This is a genomic window from Azospirillum sp. OGB3, from assembly GCF_014192915.1.
Taxonomy (GTDB): Bacteria; Pseudomonadota; Alphaproteobacteria; order Azospirillales; family Azospirillaceae; genus Azospirillum.
Genome location: NZ_JACHYN010000002.1, coordinates 443268 through 458816 on the forward strand (window position 1 = coordinate 443268; position 15549 = coordinate 458816).

Sequence of the window (15549 nt, forward strand, 5' to 3'; positions counted from 1 at the left end):
ACGCCGGACGGCGGCTGGTCCCCGAGGGGGCCCGCCGCCGCACGGCGTTTTCTGCCTTCCACCGGACCGGGCTTCCCGGTCCGGCTCTTTCCGTCCCTGCATAAGGGACGGGCCGCGCGATCATCGCCGCGTCGCGGCGAGCACCTAGGTTCGCGTGCTTCTGGTCGAGCGTACTCACGATTCTGACGTTTGGGGACATCCATGGCCAAATCCTTTACGGGTCGAAAGCGTGTTCGGAAGAGCTTCGGGCGCATCCCGGAAGTCACCCAGATGCCCAACCTCATCGAGGTGCAGCGCAGCTCCTACGACCACTTCCTGCAAATGGACGTCCCGCCGGAGAAGCGGGCCAACCTGGGTCTGCAGGAGGTGTTCCGGTCGGTGTTCCCGATCAAGGACTTCTCCGACCGCGCCGTCCTCGACTTCGTGAAGTACGAGCTTGAGCAGCCGAAGTATGACGTCGAGGAATGCCAGCAGCGCGGCATGACCTTCGCCGCCCCGCTGAAGGTGACCCTGCGCCTCTCCGTCTTCGACGTGGAAGAGGACACGGGCCTGCGCTCGATCCGCGACATCAAGGAGCAGGACGTCTACATGGGCGACATGCCCCTGATGACGGCCAACGGCACCTTCATCATCAACGGCACCGAGCGCGTCATCGTCTCGCAGATGCACCGCAGCCCGGGCGTCTTCTTCGACCATGACAAGGGCAAGACCCATTCGTCGGGCAAGTACCTCTTCGCCGCCCGCGTGATCCCGTACCGTGGCTCCTGGCTGGACTTCGAGTTCGACGCCAAGGACCTCGTCTACGTGCGCATCGACCGCCGCCGCAAGCTGCCGGCCACCACGCTGCTGTTCGCCCTGGACGGCGCGGAGACCGAGGCGCTGCGCGCCGAGCGGAAGGCCCAGAAGAAGGACCTGCTGCCCTACGAGGCGCAGGGCATGGCGAAGGAAGAAATCCTCAATTTCTTCTACGACACCATCACCTACACCCGCGCGTCGGGCGGCTGGAAGACCCCGTTCAACGCCGACCGCATGAAGGGCGTGAAGGTCGCCTCCGACCTCGTGGACGCGGCCTCCGGCCAGGTCGTCGCCGAGGCCGGCACCAAGATGACGCCGCGCCTGATCAAGAAGCTGGTCGAGGGCGGCCTCGCCGAGCAGCTCGTCTCCACCGAGGAGCTGACCGGTCGTTACCTCGCCGTCGATATCATCAACGAGCGGACCGGCGAAGTCCTGTTCGAAGCCGGTGACGAATTGTCGGCGAGCGACCTCGACAAGCTGGAGAAGGCCGGCGTCGACGAGCTGCCGGTGCTGGCGATCGACCACCTGAACGTCGGCGCCTACATCCGCAACACGATGGCGGCCGACCGCAACGCGTCCCGCGAGGATGCGCTGATCGACATCTACCGCGTCATGCGTCCGGGCGAGCCGCCGACCCTGGAGTCGGCCGAGGCGCTGTTCGCCGGCCTGTTCTTCGACAGCGAGCGCTACGACCTGTCGGCGGTGGGCCGCGTCAAGATGAACGCGCGCCTGAACTTCCAGACCGAGGACAGCGTCCGCGTCCTGCGCAAGCAGGACATCATGTCGATCCTCAAGGTTCTGGTGAACCTGAAGGACGGCCGCGGCGAGATCGATGACATCGACCATCTCGGCAACCGCCGCGTCCGCTCGGTCGGCGAGCTGATGGAGAACCAGTACCGCGTTGGCCTGCTGCGCATGGAGCGCGCGATCCGCGAGCGCATGAGCTCGGTCGAGATCGACACGGTCATGCCGCACGACCTGATCAACGCCAAGCCGGCGGCGGCGGCGGTGCGCGAGTTCTTCGGCTCCTCGCAGCTCTCGCAGTTCATGGACCAGACGAACCCGCTGTCCGAGATCACGCACAAGCGTCGTCTCTCGGCCCTCGGGCCGGGCGGTCTGACCCGCGAGCGCGCCGGCTTCGAGGTGCGCGACGTGCACCCGACGCACTACGGCCGCATCTGCCCGATTGAGACGCCCGAAGGTCCGAACATCGGTCTGATCAACTCGCTGGCGACCTACGCCCGCGTGAACCAGTACGGCTTCATCGAGAGCCCGTACCGCAAGGTCCAGGACGGGCGCGTCACCGACGAGGTGGTCTACCTCTCCGCCATGGAGGAGGGCCGCTACGTCGTCGCCCAGGCGAACGCCGAGCTGGACGCGGACAACCGCTTCGCCGCCGACCTCGTGTCGTGCCGGCAGGGCGGCGAGTACCTGATGTTCCGCCCCGAGGCCATCGACCTGATCGACGTGTCGCCGAAGCAGCTCGTCTCCGTGGCCGCGGCTCTGATCCCGTTCCTCGAGAACGACGACGCGAACCGCGCGCTGATGGGCTCGAACATGCAGCGTCAGGCGGTGCCGCTGGTCAAGGCCGACGCGCCGCTGGTCGGCACGGGCATGGAGGCCACGGTCGCCCGTGACTCCGGCGTGACCATCGTCGCCAAGCGCAAGGGCATCGTCGACCAGATCGACGCGACCCGCATCGTGGTCCGGGCGACCGACTCGTCCGACGCCACGGCGCCGGGCGTGGACATCTACAACCTGCTGAAGTTCCAGCGTTCCAACCAGAACACCTGCATCACCCAGCGTCCGCTGGTGAAGGTGGGCGACCGCGTGGCGGCCGGCGACATCATCGCCGACGGCCCCTCGACGGAGCTGGGCGAGCTGGCGCTGGGCCGCAACGTGCTCGTCGCCTTCATGCCGTGGAACGGCTACAACTTCGAGGACTCGATCCTCATCAACGAGCGCATCGTCAAGGACGACGTCTTCACCTCGATCCACATCGAGGAGTTCGAGGTCATGGCCCGCGACACCAAGCTGGGCCAGGAGGAAATCACCCGCGACATTCCGAACGTCGGTGAGGAAGCCCTCAAGAACCTCGACGAGGCCGGCATCGTCTACATCGGCGCCGAGGTCCGCCCGGGCGACATCCTGGTCGGCAAGGTGACGCCGAAGGGCGAGAGCCCGATGACTCCGGAAGAGAAGCTGCTGCGCGCCATCTTCGGCGAGAAGGCGTCCGACGTCCGCGACACCTCGCTGCGCCTGCCGCCGGGCGTCGCCGGGACGATCGTCGAAGTCCGCGTCTTCAGCCGCCGCGGCGTCGACAAGGACGAGCGCGCCCTGGCGATCGAGCGCGCCGAGATCGAGAAGCTGGCCAAGGACCGCGACGACGAGCGCGCGATCCTGGAGCGCAGCTTCTACACCCGCCTGAAGGAGGTCATCCTCGGTCAGACCGCGCAGTCCGGCCCGAAGGGCATGCGGGCCGGCACGGTCCTGACCGACGCCGAGCTGGCGAACCTGACCAAGGGCCAGTGGCGCCAGATCTCCATCGCCGACGAGCAGGTGATGGAGACGGTGGAGAGCCTGGGCAAGGTCTTCGACGACTCGATCCAGGCGCTGCAGAACCGCTTCGAGAACAAGGTCGAGAAGCTGCAGCGCGGCGACGAGCTGCCGCCGGGCGTGATGAAGATGGTCAAGGTCTTCGTCGCGGTGAAGCGCAAGCTGCAGCCGGGCGACAAGATGGCCGGCCGCCACGGCAACAAGGGTGTGGTCTCCCGCATCCTGCCGCAGGAGGACATGCCGTACCTGGAGGACGGCCAGCCGGTCGATCTGGTGCTGAACCCGCTGGGCGTGCCGTCGCGCATGAACATCGGTCAGATCCTGGAGACCCACCTGGGCTGGGCCTCGGCCGGCCTCGGCAAGCAGATCGGCCGGGCCATCGACCAGTACCGCCTCGCCATGAAGGGCCGCGGCGACGCCGCCCAGACCATGGACGGGCTGCGCATCACGCTGAAGGAGGCTTACGGCGAGAAGGTCTACGACGACCAGATCGCCGACATGACCGAAGGCGAGCTGCTGGAGCTGGGCGGAAACCTGCGCAAGGGCGTTCCCTTCGCCACGCCGGTCTTCGACGGCGCCCGCGAGGAGGACATCTGCCAGCAGCTTGAAAAGGCGGGTCTGGACCGCTCCGGTCAGGTCACCCTGATCGACGGGCGCACCGGCGAGGCCTTCGACCGCAAGGTGACCGTCGGCTACATCTACATGCTGAAGCTGCACCACCTCGTGGACGACAAGATCCACGCGCGCTCGATCGGTCCCTACTCGCTGGTCACCCAGCAGCCGCTCGGCGGTAAGGCCCAGTTCGGCGGGCAGCGCTTCGGTGAAATGGAAGTGTGGGCGCTCGAAGCCTACGGCGCCGCCTACACGCTGCAGGAAATGCTCACGGTCAAGTCGGACGACGTGTCCGGCCGCACCAAGGTCTACGAGGCGATCGTCCGCGGCGACGACAACTTCGAGGCGGGCATCCCTGAGTCCTTCAACGTTCTGGTCAAGGAGCTGCGCTCCCTGGGCCTGAACGTCGAGCTGAACCAGCGGTCGTACTGAGCCCAAGAGACTTGAACCCGCCGGAGGAGGGGCCATGTTGGCCCCTTCCGGCGGGAACTGCCCTTAACCGACAACGCGGCGCTGCCAGCGGGAGACGGTCATGAACGAGTTGATGAACATTTTCGGCCAGGTCCAGGGTCCCCAGAGCTTCGATCAGATCCGCATCCAGATCGCGAGCCCCGAGCGCATCCGGTCCTGGTCGTTCGGCGAGATCAAGAAGCCGGAAACCATCAACTATCGCACTTTCAAGCCTGAGCGCGACGGCCTGTTCTGCGCCCGCATCTTCGGTCCGATCAAGGACTACGAATGCTTGTGCGGCAAGTACAAGCGCATGAAGTACCGCGGCATCATCTGCGAGAAGTGCGGCGTCGAAGTGACGCTGTCGAAGGTCCGGCGCGAGCGCATGGGCCACATCGAACTGGCCTCGCCGGTCGCGCACATCTGGTTCCTGAAGTCCCTGCCGAGCCGCATCGGTCTGCTGCTCGACATGACGCTGAAGGATCTGGAGCGCATCCTCTATTTCGAAAACTACGTCGTCATCGAGCCGGGCCTGACCCCGCTGAAGCTCCACCAGCTCCTCAGCGAGGAGGAGTTCGTCTCCGCCCAGGACGAGTACGGCGAGGACGCCTTCACCGCCTCCATCGGTGCCGAGGCGCTGCGTATCATGCTGTCGGCGCTCGACATGGAGGAGGAGAAGAAGACCTGCCGCGAGGAGCTGCGGGACACTTCGTCCGAGGCCAAGCGCAAGAAGCTCGTGAAGCGCCTGAAGCTGATCGACGCCTTCCTGTCGTCGCAGTCGCGTCCGGAATGGATGATCCTGGAAGTCATTCCGGTGATCCCGCCGGAGCTGCGCCCGCTCGTCCCGCTGGACGGCGGCCGCTTCGCGACGTCCGACCTGAACGACCTGTACCGCCGCGTCATCAACCGCAACAACCGTCTGAAGCGGCTGATCGAGCTGAAGGCGCCGGACATCATCGTCCGCAACGAGAAGCGCATGCTGCAGGAGGCCGTCGACGCGCTGTTCGACAACGGCCGCCGCGGCCGCGTCATCACCGGCGCCAACAAGCGTCCGCTGAAGTCGCTGTCCGACATGCTGAAGGGCAAGCAGGGTCGCTTCCGTCAGAACCTCCTCGGCAAGCGCGTCGACTACTCGGGCCGTTCGGTCATCGTGGTCGGTCCGGAGCTGAAGCTGCACCAGTGCGGCCTGCCGAAGAAGATGGCGCTGGAGCTGTTCAAGCCCTTCATCTACGCGAAGCTGGAGCTGTACGGCCTCGCCTCGACCATCAAGGCCGCCAAGCGGATGGTCGAGAAGGAACGTCCCGAGGTGTGGGACATCCTTGAGGAGGTCATCCGCGAGCATCCGGTGATGCTGAACCGCGCGCCGACGCTGCACCGCCTGGGCATCCAGGCCTTCGAGCCGACGCTGATCGAAGGCAAGGCGATCCAGCTCCACCCGCTGGTCTGCACCGCCTTCAACGCGGACTTCGACGGCGACCAGATGGCCGTGCACGTCCCGCTGAGCCTCGAGGCCCAGCTGGAAGCGCGCGTCCTGATGATGTCGACCAACAACATCCTGTCGCCCGCCAACGGCAAGCCGATCATCGTGCCGTCGCAGGACATCGTGCTGGGTCTCTACTACATCACGATGGACCGGCCGGGCGAGAAGGGCGAAGGCATGACCTTCGCCAACGTCGGCGAGATCGAGCAGGCGCTGGACGCCAAGGTCGTGACGCTGCACGCCAAGGTGAAGGCGCGCTACAAGGGCGTGGACGAGAACGGCGACGAGAAGATCTCCATCGTCGAGACGACTCCGGGCCGCATGCTGCTGTCCGAGATCCTGCCGCGCAACCCGGCGGTGCCCTTCGCGCTGATCAACCGCCTGCTGACCAAGAAGGACGTCGGCAACGTCATCGACGCCGTCTACCGCCATTGCGGTCAGAAGGAGACGGTGATCTTCGCCGACCGCCTGATGAAGCTCGGCTTCGGCCACGCCTGCCGCGCCGGCATCTCCTTCGGCAAGGATGACATGGTCATCCCCGAGGCCAAGAAGAAGCTGGTCAACGACAGCAAGGAGCGGGTGAAGGAGTTCGAGCAGCAGTATCTCGACGGTCTGATCACCCAGGGCGAGAAGTACAACAAGGTCGTCGACGTCTGGTCGGAATGCACCGAGAAGGTGGCGACGGAGATGATGAAGGTCATCTCAGACACCGCCCCCGGCAAGCCGGTCAATTCGGTCTACATGATGGCCCACTCCGGCGCGCGCGGCTCGGCCGCCCAGATCCGCCAGCTGGCGGGCATGCGCGGCCTGATGGCCAAGCCGTCGGGCGAGATCATCGAGACGCCGATCATCTCGAACTTCAAGGAAGGCCTGACCGTGCTGGAGTACTTCAACTCCACCCACGGCGCCCGCAAGGGTCTGGCCGACACCGCCTTGAAGACGGCGAACTCCGGTTACCTGACCCGTCGTCTCGTCGACGTGGCCCAGGACGCCATCATCGTCGAGACCGATTGCGGCACCGACAAGGGCATCACCGTCAAGGCGGTGATCGACGGCGGCGAGGTCATCTCCCCGTTGGGCGACCGAATCCTCGGCCGCACGGTGGTCGGCGACCTGATCGACCCGCTGAACGGCGAACTGATCGTGCCGAACGCCGGCCTGATCGACGAAGCCACGGTGGACCGCATCGAGCGTTCGGGCATCGACAGCGTCATGATCCGTTCGGTCCTGACCTGCGAGACCAAGGACGGCGTCTGCGCCAAGTGCTACGGCCGCGATCTGGCCCGCGGCACGCTGGTGAACGTCGGCGAGGCGGTCGGCGTCATCGCCGCCCAGTCGATCGGCGAGCCGGGCACGCAGCTCACCATGCGCACGTTCCACATCGGTGGCGCGGCGCAGCGCGGTGCCGAGCAGAGCCAGGTGGAGGCGGCGTTCGATGCCACGGTGCGGATCAACAACCGCAACGTCGTCATCAATTCCTCCAGCATCCCGGTCGTCATGGGCCGCAGCACCGAGGTGATCCTGCTCGACGAGCAGGGCCGCGAGCGGGCGCGTCACCGTGTGCCGTACGGTGCGAAGCTGCTGGCCGACGAGGGCGTGAAGGTCGAGCGCGGCCAGAAGCTCGCCGAGTGGGACCCCTACACCCTGCCGATCATCACCGAGCGCGAGGGTACCGCCCACTACGTCGACCTCGTGGAAGGCATCTCCATGCGCGAGGTGATGGACGAGGCGACCGGCATCTCGTCGAAGGTCGTGGTGGATTGGCGTCAGCAGCCGCGCGGTGCGGATCTGAAGCCGCGCATCACGTTGCGCGACGAGCGGGGCGAGATCATCACGCTGGCCAACGGTCTGGAGGCCCGCTACTTCATGTCGGTGGACGCCATCCTCTCGGTCGAGAACGGCGCCCACGTCCGGGCCGGCGACGTGCTGGCGCGTATCCCGCGCGAGTCGTCCAAGACCCGCGACATCACGGGCGGTCTGCCGCGCGTGGCCGAGCTGTTCGAGGCGCGCCGTCCGAAGGACTTCGCGATCATCTCGGACCTCGACGGCCGCGTGGAGTTCGGCAAGGACTACAAGACCAAGCGCCGCATCGTCGTCCGCAACGACGAGACGGGGGACGAGCGCGAGTATCTGATCCCGAAGGGCAAGCACATCTCCGTGCAGGAGGGTGACTATGTTCAGCGCGGCGACCTGCTGATGGACGGCAACCCGGTGCCGCACGACATCCTGTCGGTGATGGGCGTGGAGGCTCTGGCCAACTACCTGATCAACGAGATCCAGGACGTCTATCGACTGCAGGGCGTGAAGATCAACGACAAGCACATCGAGGTGATCGTCCGCCAGATGCTGCAGAAGGTCGAGATCACCGACGCCGGCGAGACCACCTTCCTGGTGGGCGAGCAGGTCGATCGTCAGGAGTTCGACGAGGAGAACGAGAAGACCGTCGCCGAGGGGCTGAAGCCGGCCGCCGGCCACCCGGTCCTGCAGGGCATCACCAAGGCGTCGCTGCAGACCCGGTCCTTCATCTCCGCCGCGTCGTTCCAGGAAACCACCCGCGTCCTCACCGAGGCGGCGGTGTCGGGCAAGACCGACAACCTGGAAGGCCTGAAGGAGAACGTCATCGTCGGCCGCCTGATCCCGGCGGGCACGGGCTCCGTCGTCAACCGCCTGAAGCAGATCGCCGCCGAACGCGACCGCGCCCTGGCGGAGGGCGAGACCGGCGACGGCGAGGCTCCGGCCCTGCCGCATCCGGGCGAGAGCACCGCGGCCTGAGGGCGCGGAGCCTCAGGCTTCGGCGCATAGGGTAGGGCAGGGGGCGCGTTCCGCAGGGGACGCGCCCCTTTCCCGTTTGTGCCGCCGGGTTTAGGATCGTCAAGGCCACGCATCGGAGCCTCCGCCATGACCGAGAACGCGCCCAGCTTCGGCCTGCTGCTGTTTCCCAACGTGACCCAGCTCGACCTCACCGGCCCCTACGAGGTGCTGGCCCGCGTGCCCGGCGCGCAGGTCCATCTGCTGTGGAAGACGCTCGATCCGGTGCGCTCCGACACCGGCCTGACCATCCTCCCCACGGCGACCCTGGCCGACGCCCCGCCGCTCGATCTCCTCCTGGTTCCCGGCGGCGGCGGCATCAACGCGCTGCTGACCGACGAGGAGGTCCTGACCTTCCTGGCGGAGCGGGCGTCCGGCACCCGCTATCTCTCGGGGATCTGCACCGGCTCCCTGGTGCTCGGCGCCGCCGGGCTGCTGGAGGGCAAGCGTGCGGGCACGCACTGGGCCTCCCGCGACTTCCTCGCCGCCTTCGGAGCCACGCCGGTGGCGGAGCGCGTGGTCGTGGACGGCACGCTGTTCACCGGCGGCGGCGTGACCGCGGGAATCGACGTGGCGCTGCGCATCGTCGCCGAGTTGTTCGGTGAGCCGGCCGCGAAGCTCATCCAGCTCTCCATCGAATACGATCCCAAGCCGCCCTTCGACGCCGGTTCGCCGGAAGCGGCGGGGGAGGGAGTGACGGCCGATCTCCTCGCCCGGATGCGCCCGATGCTCGACGCGCGGGCTGCCGCGGTGACGGCGGGCGCGGAGGCGTTGCGCCGCCGCCGCTCGGGCGGCGTCGACTGACGCGGAAACGTCGTCGAAGCGCGCGACAAACGGTCATCTGCGCGCTTGACGGGTTCCCGGCGGCCCCATATAGTCCGCGAACTTCAAAAGGAGCCTCGGGAAGGTCTTTCGTCCATCCCGTCCGGCATCCGGCTGAACCCAAGCGACATAGCTGAACGACGGGTTCCTTGCGAACCGATCCGACGGCGAACGACCATTGGGCCCGCTCGAAGCCCCTCAGGCTTCGCAGGCGGGCTTTTGCATCGTCCGGTACCGCCGGGCGATTTTCCAATCGGTCCGGCTCCGCCGGCCGATCGACCTGAAGGGATGAAGGGCAGATATGCCGACGATCAACCAGTTGATCCGTAAGCCGCGCGAGCCCTTGGCCGCGCGCAATAAGGTTCCCGCGATGGAGGCGTGCCCGCAGAAGCGTGGCGTCTGCACCCGCGTCTACACGACCACGCCGAAGAAGCCGAACTCGGCTCTGCGTAAGGTCGCCCGCGTTCGCCTGACGAACGGCTTCGAAGTGACCTCCTACATCCCCGGTGAAGGCCATAACCTCCAGGAACACTCGGTGGTTATGATCCGCGGCGGCCGTGTGAAGGATCTTCCCGGCGTTCGCTACCACATCATCCGCGGCACGCTCGATACCCAGGGCGTGAAGGACCGTAAGCAGCGTCGTTCGAAGTACGGCGCGAAGCGTCCGAAGTAAGGAGTATTCACGATGTCCCGTCGTCGTCGCGCCGAGAAGCGTGAGGTCCTGCCGGACGCCAAGTATGGCGACCGCGTCCTGACCAAGTTCATGAACTGCCTGATGCTGGACGGCAAGAAGTCCGCCGCCGAGCGCATCGTCTACGGCGCGCTCAGCCGCATCGAGGCCAAGACCAAGAACGAGCCGGTTCAGGTCTTCCACGACGCCCTGCTGAACGTGAAGCCGCACCTCGAAGTGCGTTCGCGTCGCGTCGGTGGCGCCACCTATCAGGTTCCGGTCGAGGTCCGCACGGACCGCGCCCAGGCCCTGGCCATCCGTTGGCTCATCGGCGCCGCCCGCGCCCGCTCGGAAAACACCATGACCGAGCGTCTGTCGGGTGAGCTGCTGGATGCCGCCAACCAGCGTGGCACCGCCGTGAAGAAGCGCGAAGACACCCATCGTATGGCGGAAGCCAATAAGGCCTTCTCGCACTACCGCTGGTAAGGCACCCACCGGCCCAGGTGCTTGTCATGCCCCGTTCCCATCCCCTGAACCGTTACCGCAACATCGGCATCATGGCCCACATCGATGCCGGGAAGACCACGACCACCGAGCGGATTTTGTACTACACTGGAAAGTCGTACAAAATCGGCGAGGTGCACGAGGGCACCGCGGTGATGGATTGGATGGAGCAGGAACAGGAACGGGGCATCACCATCACCTCCGCGGCCACGACCTGCTTCTGGCGCGATCACCGCATCAACATCATCGACACGCCGGGTCACGTCGACTTCACGATCGAAGTCGAACGCTCCTTGCGCGTGCTCGACGGTGCGGTTGCGGTGTTCGATTCCGTTGCAGGGGTGGAGCCTCAGTCCGAGACCGTGTGGCGGCAGGCCGACAAGTACGGCGTGCCCCGCATGTGTTTCGTCAACAAGCTGGACCGCACCGGCGCGGACTTCTTCCGCTGCGTCGACATGATGAAGGAACGGCTGGGCGCCTTTCCGCTCGTCCTCCAGCTTCCGATCGGGTCCGAGGCCAGCTTTGTCGGCGTCGTCGATCTGGTCGCCATGCGCGCCATCGTCTGGAAAGAAGAGACGCTGGGTGCCGAATTCTACCACACCGATATTCCGGACGCCCTGAAGGACGCCGCGGCGCGCCACCGCCAGGCGCTGCTCGACGCGGTCCTGGAACTCGACGACGCGGCCATGGAGGCCTACCTCGAGTCCGGCCAGGAGCCGTCCGAAGAGACGCTCAAGGCCTGCATCCGCAAGGGCACCGTCGGCCTGCGATTCGTGCCGGTCCTCTGCGGCTCCGCCTTCAAGAACAAGGGCATCCAGCCGATGCTGGACGCCGTGGTGGACTATCTGCCGGCCCCTGTGGACGTCGGGGCGGTGCGGGGGCACCGCATCGGCAGTCCCGAGCCGGACGAGCGCGCGCCGGACGATGCCGCTCCCTTCTCCGCGCTCGCCTTCAAGATCATGAACGACCCCTTCGTCGGGTCGCTGACCTTCGTGCGCGTCTATTCCGGCACCGTCGCCTCCGGCACCGCCGTGCTGAATCCCGGCAAGGACGAGAAGGAGCGCATCGGCCGCATGCTGCTGATGCACGCCAACAGCCGGGAGGAGATCGACGAGGCCTACGCCGGCGACATCGTCGCCTTCACCGCTCTGAAGAGCACGACGACCGGCGACACCCTGTGCGATCCAGCCAAGCCCATCGTCCTGGAACGGATGGAGTTCCCGGAACCGGTCATCGAGGTGGCCGTCGAGCCGAAGTCCAAGGCCGACCAGGAAAAGATGAGCATGGCGCTGTCCCGCCTCGCCCAGGAGGACCCGTCCTTCCGCGTGGCCGTCGACCACGAGAGCGGTCAGACGATCATCAAGGGCATGGGCGAACTGCATCTGGAGATCATCGTCGACCGCATGAAGCGGGAGTTCAAGGTGGATGCGAACGTCGGCGCGCCGCAGGTGGCGTACCGCGAGACCATCACCAAGACCGCCGAGATCGACTACACCCACAAGAAGCAGACCGGGGGCACCGGCCAGTACGCCCGCGTCAAGCTGGTCTTCGAGCCGCAGCCCGCCGGCACCGGCTTCGTCTTCCAGAACAAGGTCGTCGGCGGTGCCGTGCCCAAGGAGTTCATTCCGGGCGTGCAGAAGGGGCTGGACGCCTCCCTGCACAGCGGGGTGGTGGCCGGCTTCCCGGTGATCGACCTCAAGGTTGCGCTGGTCGACGGCGCCTTCCACGACGTCGACTCCTCGGTGCTCGCCTTCGAGATCGCGACCCGCGCGGCCTTCCGCGAGGGCATGCAGAAGGCCGGCCCGATGCTTCTCGAGCCGATCATGAGGGTTGAGGTGGTGACGCCTGAAGACTACATGGGCGACATCATCGGGGACCTGAACAGCCGCCGCGGCCAGATCACCGCCATGGACCAGCGGGGCAACGCCCGCTCGATCCTGGCGATGGTTCCGCTGGCGTCGATGTTCGGTTATGTGAACACCCTGCGCTCGATGAGCCAGGGGCGCGCGCAGTACACGATGCAGTTCGACCACCACGAGCCGGTGCCGCAGACCATTGCGGAGACCATCCGCGCCAGGATGGCCTGAAACCGCTGGAACGACAAAGAGACGGAGAGCACACACCATGGCGAAGGCAAAGTTCGAGCGGAACAAGCCGCACTGCAACATCGGCACGATCGGCCACGTCGACCACGGCAAGACGTCGCTGACGGCGGCGATCACGAAGGTGCTGGCCGAGAGCGGCGGCGCGACCTTCACCGCCTACGACCAGATCGACAAGGCGCCGGAAGAGAAGGCCCGTGGCATCACGATCTCGACGGCGCACGTCGAGTACGAGACGACCAACCGCCACTACGCCCACGTCGATTGCCCGGGCCACGCCGACTACGTGAAGAACATGATCACGGGCGCCGCGCAGATGGACGGCGCGATCCTGGTCGTGTCGGCCGCCGACGGCCCGATGCCGCAGACCCGCGAGCACATCCTGCTGGCCCGCCAGGTCGGCGTGCCGGCGCTGGTGGTGTTCATGAACAAGGTCGACATGGTCGACGATCCGGAGCTGCTCGAGCTGGTCGAGATGGAGGTGCGCGAGCTGCTGTCCTCCTACCAGTTCCCGGGCGACGACATTCCGATCGTCAAGGGCTCGGCGCTGTGCGCTCTGGAGGACCGTTCGCCGGAGATCGGCCGTGACGCGATCCTCAAGCTGATGGCCGAGGTCGACCAGTACATCCCGCAGCCGGAGCGTCCGAAGGACCGTCCGTTCCTGATGCCGATCGAGGACGTGTTCTCGATCTCGGGCCGCGGCACCGTGGTGACCGGGCGCGTCGAGCGCGGCATCGTCAAGGTCGGCGAGGAAGTCGAGATCGTCGGTCTGAAGACCACGGTCAAGACCACGGTGACCGGTGTGGAGATGTTCCGCAAGCTGCTCGACTCGGGTGAGGCTGGCGACAACATCGGCGCGCTGCTGCGCGGCACGAAGCGTGAGGACGTCGAGCGCGGCCAGGTTTTGGCCAAGCCGGGCAGCATCACGCCGCACACCACCTTCAAGGCCGAGGCCTACATCCTGACGAAGGAAGAGGGTGGCCGTCACACGCCGTTCTTCACCAACTACCGTCCGCAGTTCTACTTCCGCACGACCGACGTGACGGGCATGGTGAAGCTGCCGGAAGGCACCGAGATGGTGATGCCGGGCGACAACATCTCCATGGAAGTCGAACTGATCGCTCCGATCGCCATGGACGAGGGCCTGCGCTTCGCCATCCGCGAGGGTGGCCGCACCGTCGGCGCCGGCGTCGTCGCCTCGATCATCAAGTAAGGTCGCGTTCTGCGGAAGGGGGCCGGCCTTCGGGTCGGCCCCCTTTTGCATGGCCGATCCGCGAAATTGCGGCGTGACGCGCCGAACCGGTCCGATCCCGTCACCCTCCTGTCACAAGGGGGAAAATGTGGGTTGACACCGGAGCGCCCAGGGCATACACGTTACGCCCTCTGGAATTTGGGTTGGTAGTAGGCACGTCCGGCCTAGACGCAGCCCGATCACGAACGGCACCGCAAGCTCCACTTGCACCGGTTGCTGCCCGGAACATCCGCCCGCATTGCGATGCGGGGGATGTTCTTTTTCGTATCGGCCGTCAGATCGGACAGAGCGAACCGCCGCCCACCGCTTCGGTGAGCCGGCGCAGGTTCGCCTGCCGCCGCGGGTCCCCGGGGGACAGATTTTGGGGTGCCGGTGGCGCAGTCGCGTCACCGAAACGAGGTGCAAGGGACGTTTGGACATGGACAGCCAGAACATCCGCATCCGCTTGAAGGCGTTCGATCATCGCGTGCTCGACCAGTCGACCAGCGAGATCGTCAACACCGCCAAGCGGACCGGTGCTCGGGTGCGGGGCCCGATCCCGCTGCCGACGCAGATCGAGAAGTTTACGGTGAACCGCTCGCCGCACGTCGACAAGAAGTCGCGCGAGCAGTTCGAAATCCGCACCCACAAGCGTCTGCTCGACATCGTCGATCCGACGCCGCAGACGGTGGACGCGCTGATGAAGCTCGACCTCGCTGCCGGTGTGGACGTCGAGATCAAGCTCTAATTCGTTGCTGTTGAGGGACCTCTCCCTCTGAGGATGTCCCTGGTCAGGAGATAAAGAACAATGCGATCCGGTTTGATCGCGCAGAAAGTCGGCATGACCCGCGTCTTCACGGACGACGGGCAGCACGTGCCGGTGACTGTGCTGAAAGTCGACAGCTGCCAGGTCGTCGCCGTTCGCACCGAGGACAAGGATGGCTACACCGCCGTCCAGCTCGGCGCAGGCGCCATCAAGGTGAAGAACGTCACGAAGCCGCAGCGCGGGCATTTTGCCAAGGCGCGCGTCGAGCCCAAGCGCAAGCTGGTCGAGTTCCGCGTCGATGCCGACGCGCTGATCGAGGTCGGCGCCGAGCTCTCGGCTGCGCATTTCGTCCCGGGCCAGTTCGTCGACGTCACCGGCACCTCCATCGGTAAGGGCTTCGCCGGTCCGATGAAGCGCTGGAACTTCGGTGGTCTGCGCGCGACGCACGGCGTGTCGGTGTCGCACCGCTCGCACGGTTCGACGGGTAACCGCCAGGACCCCGGCAAGGTCTTCAAGAACAAGAAGATGGCCGGTCATCTCGGCGACGAGAAGGTCACGGTTCTGAACCTGAAGGTCGTGTCGGTCGATGAGGACCGCGGTCTGATCTTCCTCAAGGGTGCCGTTCCGGGCGCCGAGGGGGCTTGGCTCCGCATCCGCGACGCGGTGAAGAAGAAGGCTCCGGAAGGTCTGCCGTTCCCCGCCGGGATCAAGGCTGCGCCGGCCGCTGAAGCCGCCGCCGAGCCGCAGGAGTGA

The 15549-nt window shown here is 66.2% G+C and carries 9 protein-coding genes; all 9 read left to right on the forward strand.

Annotation, left to right across the window (positions count from 1 at the left end; translation table 11 throughout):
• Positions 1-201: 201 nt before the first annotated feature.
• The 9 genes from rpoB (at position 202) to rplC (ending at position 15549) form a co-directional block, all read left to right on the forward strand.
• Positions 202-4395 carry a DNA-directed RNA polymerase subunit beta gene (gene rpoB / locus FHW79_RS05925; protein WP_183178057.1) on the forward strand — a complete coding sequence of 1398 codons (4194 nt, stop codon included), beginning with the start codon at positions 202-204 and terminating at the stop codon, positions 4393-4395.
• A 100-nt stretch (positions 4396-4495) separates the two neighbouring features.
• Positions 4496-8665 (forward strand): DNA-directed RNA polymerase subunit beta', encoded by a 4170-nt coding sequence (rpoC, locus tag FHW79_RS05930; protein WP_183178058.1) that lies wholly within the window; start codon positions 4496-4498, stop codon positions 8663-8665.
• 126 nt (positions 8666-8791) lie between these two features.
• On the forward strand, positions 8792-9505 hold the full coding sequence (locus tag FHW79_RS05935; RefSeq protein ID WP_183178059.1) for a DJ-1/PfpI family protein: 714 nt from the start codon (positions 8792-8794) through the stop codon (positions 9503-9505).
• A 319-nt stretch (positions 9506-9824) separates the two neighbouring features.
• Positions 9825-10196 carry a 30S ribosomal protein S12 gene (rpsL, locus tag FHW79_RS05940; RefSeq protein ID WP_012973201.1) on the forward strand — a complete coding sequence of 124 codons (372 nt, stop codon included), beginning with the start codon at positions 9825-9827 and terminating at the stop codon, positions 10194-10196.
• Between the two features lie 12 nt (positions 10197-10208).
• Positions 10209-10679, forward strand: coding sequence for a 30S ribosomal protein S7 (gene rpsG / locus FHW79_RS05945; protein ID WP_014241043.1), 471 nt, complete (start codon positions 10209-10211; stop codon positions 10677-10679).
• A gap of 26 nt (positions 10680-10705) precedes the next feature.
• Positions 10706-12784 (forward strand): elongation factor G, encoded by a 2079-nt coding sequence (gene fusA, locus FHW79_RS05950; RefSeq protein ID WP_183178060.1) that lies wholly within the window; start codon positions 10706-10708, stop codon positions 12782-12784.
• 37 nt (positions 12785-12821) lie between these two features.
• Positions 12822-14012 (forward strand): elongation factor Tu, encoded by a 1191-nt coding sequence (tuf, locus tag FHW79_RS05955; RefSeq protein ID WP_014241041.1) that lies wholly within the window; start codon positions 12822-12824, stop codon positions 14010-14012.
• A gap of 457 nt (positions 14013-14469) precedes the next feature.
• The gene (rpsJ, locus tag FHW79_RS05960; protein ID WP_014241039.1) at positions 14470-14778 is read left to right on the forward strand and encodes a 30S ribosomal protein S10; all 309 of its coding nucleotides are present in this window, start codon (positions 14470-14472) and stop codon (positions 14776-14778) included.
• A 60-nt stretch (positions 14779-14838) separates the two neighbouring features.
• A complete protein-coding gene (gene rplC / locus FHW79_RS05965) occupies positions 14839-15549 on the forward strand; it encodes a 50S ribosomal protein L3 (protein WP_109070630.1) in 711 nt (236 codons plus the stop codon).